This is a genomic window from Kitasatospora sp. NPDC101235 (assembly GCF_044767505.1).
Classification (GTDB): Bacteria; Actinomycetota; Actinomycetes; order Streptomycetales; family Streptomycetaceae; genus Kitasatospora.
Window position 1 is genome coordinate 1 of the sequence record NZ_JBIWNZ010000073.1, and the last position, 6404, is coordinate 6404.

A 6404-nucleotide genomic window follows, 5' to 3' on the forward strand; every position below is an offset into this window, starting at 1 on the left:
GAAAGCTACCTCGCCGGCCTCCACCTCCGCGGCGCGATGATCTGGATCAAGGACCTCACCCGGACCCATTGATCACAACCAAATACACGACCTAGCGGCTTCGAGGTAGCCGCGCACCTCCTCGTCCAGGCTGGTTCCTGCCCGGGCCTCCTCGTGGAGGGTCTTCCAATGGCGGCGTAGCCGGTCTGCGGACTGCCTCGTGAGTTGTCCCGTCCATTCCAGCATCACGACAACCACGGACCACAGGTCCTCGATGTCCGGCGGTACGCTGGGCTCTTTCGCGCCTTTGGGAAACCAGTCGTTGACTGCCTGGAGCGACAGGTCTGCGCCGCCTTCCCTGCGCGGCCAGGGCACGTCCTCGCGGCGGCCTGCGGCTGTCCGTCGGCGCCGGTTGGCTTCTTCGATTGCGGCCTTCTGCGTCTTGCCCTGCCGGCGCAATTCGCTGTGGAGCTGCCCGAGCTGTTCCGCCAGAGTCTGCCGTCCGGTGGGCTCTTTCGTCGCGTTCACTTCCTCGTCTCCTCCGTTCGGGCGCTGTTCCGATCCGGAGCGATCCGGCCGACCGGGATCGGACGGCCCCGCAACCTGGGGGTTTGTGGCCGGAAATCCGGCGATCCGGGATCCATGGCTGCCCCCTTGGAGGTGGGGCGAAGGTTCTCGTGGCCGCCTCGTTAGGGGCTGCCGAGGCCACTTATGGAAGGACTGACACATGACCATCGCCGCCTGGGCCGCCGCCCTGGTGCCCGTTGCCAGCATGCTGGTCGCGGCCGCATCGGCCGTAGCAATCGTGATGGTCGCGCTCAAGGGCACCGCCTCGCGCGACCGCGCCACGGTGCTGAGGGCGGTGGCCGAGGTGATCCGCGCCGTACGCGGGAGCCGTAAGTGACGAGCCGCCATCCAGGAGGGTGGCTCTCAATTGTCCTGGCACAGCGTGTCCTTGTCGGCCCTGGATTCATGGGCGAAGCCGCAGGGGCGCGTCGGCGGCGGCTGCGGAGAAGCCCGTATGGGTGGCCCGTCCCTACAGCGCCGTCCGGCTGGCGCCGTCGGGTAGGACGGGAAGCGGCCAGGCCGGATCCGGTGCCCAGGTCGGCCACGGCTCGGCGAACGGGCCGGCCCGGTCCCGGAGGGGGCCGAGGGCGCGCTCGCGGGCCTGCTCGACGGACCGGTGGTCGTCGTCGGTGATGAAGCCGAGGCGGCGGCCGTGCGCGTACTCGTCCTCGTCCTTCCACGTCGCCGAGGACAGATCCGGCTCGACCACCAGGTCGACGAGCAGGTCCAGGGTGTCGATCCCGATCCGCGTCCGAGCCGCCGGGCGCTCGAAGTTCACGTACAGGCGCAGCGGCTCTCCCGCCGGGGTCTGGAAGTGGTGCAGGGAGAACCACTCGCCTTCCTCGAAGCGGGAGCGCAGGACCGTGTGCTGCCAGGCCCACGGTTCCAGCTCCCAGGTGCCTGCTGTGAGGTTGGTCAGGCCGTTCTTGCGGGAGGTGTCGTCGCCGGTGCGCAGTGCCGTCGTCCAGGTGGTCGGGGCGAGGGCGTGGATGCCGGGCCAGTAGCCGAGCTCGAGCAGGGTGCCGGTGTCGGAGATCGCCCGGTGGGGCTGGGCGGTCCATACCTTGCCGAGGTGGATGTCGCGGCGTACGACCGTGGAACCGGGGGCGAACGGGGTGGCGGTGCCGGGCGCGGCGGCGGTCACGGTCGGCCCCAGGTCGTGCAGGCGGGCTCGTGCCAGGTGGTGCGCACGACCATGCCGCCCGGGGAGATGTGCTCGCTGGACCAGGTCCGGCAGCACGGGCTGCCGCCCGGCCGTGGAGCCGGCGGCCGCGCGGCACGGACCGGAGCAGCGGCGGTGAAGGCGTCCGGACGGCGGCGACGTCTGCGCCTGGTCGGAGGTGTCGTCATGCCGAAGGCTCTGCCCACCACGCCCCGGCGCCGAACCTGGCCGCCGCCCGTACGGAGCAGCGCAGCCCGTTCTCGCCGGCCGCTGACCTGTGCCGGCACCCGAAGCTCACCAGGGCGGGCCGTTCCCGGGGCAGGCAAACTCGCCGGCCCCGGGAACGAAACTCACCGCCCTGCAAGCTCCCCGGTGCACCCATGAGGGTTGGGCCTGTCAAATGGCAGGCTGACTACCCCGGGGTGTGGTGGCTGTTCCGGGGCGTGTTTTCGGGGCTTCCTGGCGGTTGTCGTGCCCGGTTGCCGCACGGGAGGGGGCCAGTTGGAGCGCCCGGAGCCCGTGAGGGAGCGAGCGGGCGAGGACGAACGAGCTGGACGCCGGCGAGCGGCGACCGACGCTGGTCCGCCGAGGATGTTCCGGAAGTCTGTTGTCGGGTCGGCGGGTTGGTGTCCCCCGGGGGCGTGGTCGATGCGTGGTGTCACATGCACCCATCCGGCGTCCGGCCTTGGCCGGCACCATGACCGTGGTTCGGGGGACCGGGCTGCTCAGTCAGGTCATCGAGCGCGGCAGGCTGCCGTCTCATGCAGTGGGTGCGAGCTCACCCGGAGTGTGTCGCGGTCCGCGTCGGCTGGTGGGGTCTGCGGCGGGGTGTCGTCTGTTGTTGGTCATGGACCTCGCGCAGGACGTGGTAGGCCCGGGCAAGGAGCTTGCGGGCCACCGCGGTGGTGGCGATCTTCTTGCCCCGTCGGCGGACCATGTCCTGGTAGCCGGGGGCGAACACCGGGTGGCGTTTGGCGGTCTGGGCGGCCTCGCACATGATCCACCGCAGCCAGGGCGAGCCCTGCTTGGAAATGTGCCCGTGATGGACGGTGCGGTCGGAGTTGCGGACGGTGGGGGTGAGCCCCGCCCAGGGCGAGCTTTCGGGCCGAGGGGAAGCGGGTGATGTCGCCGACCTCGGCTGTGATCATCAGCGCGGTGAGCGTGCCGACACCGGGCAGCCGGGTGAGGGCCGTCACGCGTGGATCGCCACGTGCCTGCGCAGCGAGCTGCTTGTCGAGGGCGTCGATCAGCGGCTGCAGGCTGTCCATGACCGCGAGGAGGTCGTCCACGACACGGCGGGAGGCGTCGGGCAGCGGCAGACCGGCCAGCCAGGCGCGGCCGGGTGCGGTGCAGAATCCGCCGGCCCGGTCGTGGCCGAGGTCGGCGAGCACGGCGTGGATGCGGTTGCGGAGCAGGGTGCGTTGGCGGACCAGCTGGGCGCGGTGGCGCAGGAGGGCGCGTTGCTGGCGTACGTCCAGCGGGGCGATCCACGCCTCCGGGAGAAGATCGGCGCGCAGGAGCTGGCCGAGGGTGGCCGCGTCGACCTTGTCGTTCTTCAGCCTCGCGGACGCGATCGCCTTGCACTGCAGCGGGTGGACCAGGTGGGGGTCGTAGCCGTAGTCCTCCAGGAGTTCCACCAGCCAGCCCCAGCCGTAGGCGGCCTCGAACGCGACCGGGGTGCCGATCGGCAGATCGCCGATCACCCCGAGAACGGTTTCGACGCCGTTGGGGACGTTCCGGTTGACCTGGACCGTGCCGTCCTCATCGATCAGGGCGATCTGGGACCGCTTGCGGTGCACGTCGATCCCGACGTAGACAGACATTGCCGGGCCTCCTTCCCGAGCTCGTGTGTACCCGGACGATAGGCATCGCCGGGCTGAGTACGGAAGGGGGCCCGGCCCTCATAGGGTCAGGTCAGCGGGGGTGCGGAAACTCCCCACTCGCTTTACGGTTTCCATTGAGGACAAGCCGGAGCCGCCCCGACCTGGCCGTTGACCATGTCCGTGGACTCATTACCAAAGCTGCTTCGACCAGTCACCCCGAAAGCGATAAGCACGGCCGTCACCGACCTGCCTCATTCCGCCGGACACAACGCTCCCATGATATGGATACTGTTCCGTCACCGCCGCCAGCAGGAACTCCAGGAAGCCGCCCTCGAACAGGTCCCACTCCAGCATCGAGTCGAACTTGGCAGCGACCGGCCATCGGTCCGGGTCCGGGCCCCGCATCAGCCAGAAGAACTGGTCGGAGTTGTAGTTGTTGCCCCACTTCAAAAGCCCGCCCTCGGCCGGGAACAGCGGATACGGGCACTCGTCATAGTCCCCGTCCTCGTAGGCCTGGGCCAGCATGGCACAGTATCCGTAGGGCTCCGTCGTGAAGTACAGGAACCCCTCGAAGCCGAGCGGCTGCCCGATCTTGGAGCTGGGCGCTTCCGATGGTGTGTAGATGTGCAGCTCGTCGCTGATGCTGACCATCCCGTACCGGTCGGCGAACGCCCGGTAGTCCGCGGGCAGCTGGAAACCGATCGCCTCGAGCCCGAGCTCCCACGGAACCGGCACCACCCCGTCCGCAGGCGGCGGCCCGATCACCGCGCCGAGCCGGTCCAGCATCTCCTCAATGTTCACGTCCACTCCCATCAGCCACCCGTTCCCGCCGGAGGCTATCCGTTCCCGCTGACGTCGAAGAGCGTGAGGCCCAGCCTCACGGTGTCCTGGCATCGCCCACATCCGCTGAGCACCTGATCCCTCACCCAACGACCAGCACCGCATGAGCAGCCAGCTCCGAACCCTCTGGCCACCGATCGAACCCCGGTATGTCGCCGTGCTGAACGTGATGCACGACATCTGCGCGGAGCGAACCGGTCCCGGCCCGCTCCGGTGATCAGAGCGGGCCGGCCGGCCGCATTCGGTCGGCGCTTACGAAGGCCTGGTGTCGCTTCCGGCCAGGGCGCATCGGCTTGGTGGCCAGACGGGAGCGAAGCGCGGCACCCCAGGGCCGGTTGGGCACTGTCGGGCGGGCCCGATCCGGGCGCGGTGTCTGCGATGCTCGGCAAGGACCACGTCCTGGCCGCCACCCGGTGCGGCGAGCCGGCGAACACCGCGCCGGTCGACTCCCCCGCCTACCGCCGCCACCTCGCCGCCCACGGCATTGCCATCGACCCCCTCGCCGAGGTCTACCTGGCCCCCGCCGACGCCCTCCCCGGGCTCGTCCCGCTACGCGAGCGCCACCATGCCGGCATCGCCGCCCTGCAAGCCGTGAACGTCGCCGCGCTGATCAGCCGCGACCCCCGGCCGCCGTACCCGGGCGAGGACCTCACCGCGATCGTGCGGGCCCTGCCCGCCGGCGTCCACGCGGTGGAGGACTTCTTCGAGGACTGGTACCACCGGCGCGAGGGCGGCGATTGGCGGAGTTAGCACGCAGGGCCGGTACCGCCCGTCCAGCGGCGCGACCTCGACCCGGCGCTCGGACCGCACCGCGCCACTGCCTCTACGTCCAATGGTCAGCCGTTCTCGGCTCAACACGGAACAGAGATGACCTGGCGGGGCTACGACTGGTCGGGGACGGTCATTGCGGCACGGATCGTGCGTGTGCGCTCGGCGAGGGCGGGGAGGTCGATGGTGGCTTGGGTGGCGCTGGTGTCGACGACGCCGCCGATGGTGTTGCCGTCCGCCCACGCGCACGCGACGGTGAGGTCGGTGCCCTTGTCCGCGGCGGCGCACTTCAGGAAGCCGCCGAGTGGCCCGGGCGGGAACACGGTGTATCCGCCCACGGGCTTGGTGCCATCGGAGGGAGTGGGGTTGTTGGCGGGGTCGGGACCGCCGAGAAGGCTGTCGAGTTCGCGGACGGGCCTGGCGAAGGAGCCGGTGGCGCCGATGACAATCAGGCTTGGGTCGGTGGCGTCCGGGGTGCGGTAGGCGACGACGAAGTGATCGTGGATGCGGATCGTGCCGGGCGTGTTGGGGAAGACCCGGGCGTCTGCGTCGGCGAGAGTCTTTGCGGAGTCGGGATCGAGGGTGAGGTCACCGATGGTCTGCGGTGCGGTGAGCTTGTAGTGCGCGGGATCGTCCGGGCCGAGGACGACGAAAAGCGTGCCCGCGGTGGCAACGGCGGCGACTGTGACAGCCGTGGTGGTAAGTGTGCGGCGCTTCAGCCGGCGATACCACGGGACTGGTTCAGTCGCCACGGGTTCGGCCCAGCGTGCGCGCAGGCGGTCAGCGGCGCTCTCGGCTTGGTCGTCGCCGGTCCGGGTTCCCTGGGGTCCCTGTGCGTCTTCAGAGTCGGTCATGGGGCCTCGTTCGAAGTTGTGTCTGGGGGTATGCGATGGAGCAATGCTCGGAACCTGTGGATCGGCCGGCGGAGAGCGCACCTTCCCTGGTGACTGATCGACAGGTCACCGGGCAAGGACCGACGTTGCCACGCCGGTCCGGGAAGGCACGTCCGTGCTCACCACAGTCAACGCCGACGACACCACCGGTGGCGGGGCATCGCTGCTGCCCCTGGGCTGGCAGCGTCGACCCGGTCACCTGGGCCGCCGGAACTCGAAGATCGTGGTGTCGTCGTCGCGCTCGATGGCGGCCAGCAGGGAAGGCAGATCCACGGGACAGCCTCCAGCCGAAGGCGGCGCCCTGACTCCTACGGATGCGCTGTTGTGGCGTGAATCGGCCGGTACGCGCTATGCCTGCGGTGCGGTGGACAC

Annotated in this window: 7 protein-coding genes and 1 pseudogene; 3 read left to right on the top strand and 5 right to left on the bottom strand. The window is 70.0% G+C overall.

The features are described from left to right. Window positions 1-72: 72 nt before the first annotated feature. Window positions 73-507, bottom strand: coding sequence for a hypothetical protein (locus ACIRRH_RS43590; protein WP_403079029.1), 435 nt, complete (start codon window positions 505-507; stop codon window positions 73-75). A 199-nt stretch (window positions 508-706) separates the two neighbouring features. Here ACIRRH_RS43590 and ACIRRH_RS43595 point away from each other — a divergent pair, with 199 nt between their 5' ends. Continuing rightward, window positions 707-883, top strand: a complete 177-nt coding sequence (locus ACIRRH_RS43595; RefSeq protein ID WP_403079031.1) for a hypothetical protein — start codon at window positions 707-709, stop codon at window positions 881-883. Window positions 884-1015: 132 nt separating this feature from the next. Here ACIRRH_RS43595 and ACIRRH_RS43600 read toward each other — a convergent pair whose 3' ends face one another. The 3 genes and pseudogenes from ACIRRH_RS43600 to ACIRRH_RS43610 form a co-directional block, all read right to left on the bottom strand. Continuing rightward, complete coding sequence (locus ACIRRH_RS43600; protein WP_403079033.1) at window positions 1016-1690, bottom strand: DUF402 domain-containing protein; 675 nt, start codon at window positions 1688-1690, stop codon at window positions 1016-1018. A 796-nt stretch (window positions 1691-2486) separates the two neighbouring features. Continuing rightward, window positions 2487-3531 (bottom strand): annotated as a pseudogene (locus ACIRRH_RS43605) (IS110 family transposase). A 189-nt stretch (window positions 3532-3720) separates the two neighbouring features. Further along, the gene (locus ACIRRH_RS43610) at window positions 3721-4332 is read right to left on the bottom strand and encodes a hypothetical protein (RefSeq protein ID WP_403079035.1); all 612 of its coding nucleotides are present in this window, start codon (window positions 4330-4332) and stop codon (window positions 3721-3723) included. 417 nt (window positions 4333-4749) lie between these two features. On the opposite strand from ACIRRH_RS43610, the gene ACIRRH_RS43615 reads away from it, so the two are divergent. Beyond that, window positions 4750-5121: a hypothetical protein gene (locus ACIRRH_RS43615; RefSeq protein WP_403079037.1), complete on the top strand. Its 372-nt coding sequence runs from the start codon at window positions 4750-4752 to the stop codon at window positions 5119-5121. A gap of 131 nt (window positions 5122-5252) precedes the next feature. On the opposite strand, the gene ACIRRH_RS43620 is transcribed toward ACIRRH_RS43615, so the two are convergent. Further along, complete coding sequence (locus ACIRRH_RS43620) at window positions 5253-5993, bottom strand: hypothetical protein (RefSeq protein ID WP_403079039.1); 741 nt, start codon at window positions 5991-5993, stop codon at window positions 5253-5255. Between the two features lie 154 nt (window positions 5994-6147). On the opposite strand from ACIRRH_RS43620, the gene ACIRRH_RS43625 reads away from it, so the two are divergent. Further along, window positions 6148-6404: hypothetical protein (locus tag ACIRRH_RS43625; protein WP_403079040.1), on the top strand; the 257-nt coding region annotated here is incomplete at its 3' end.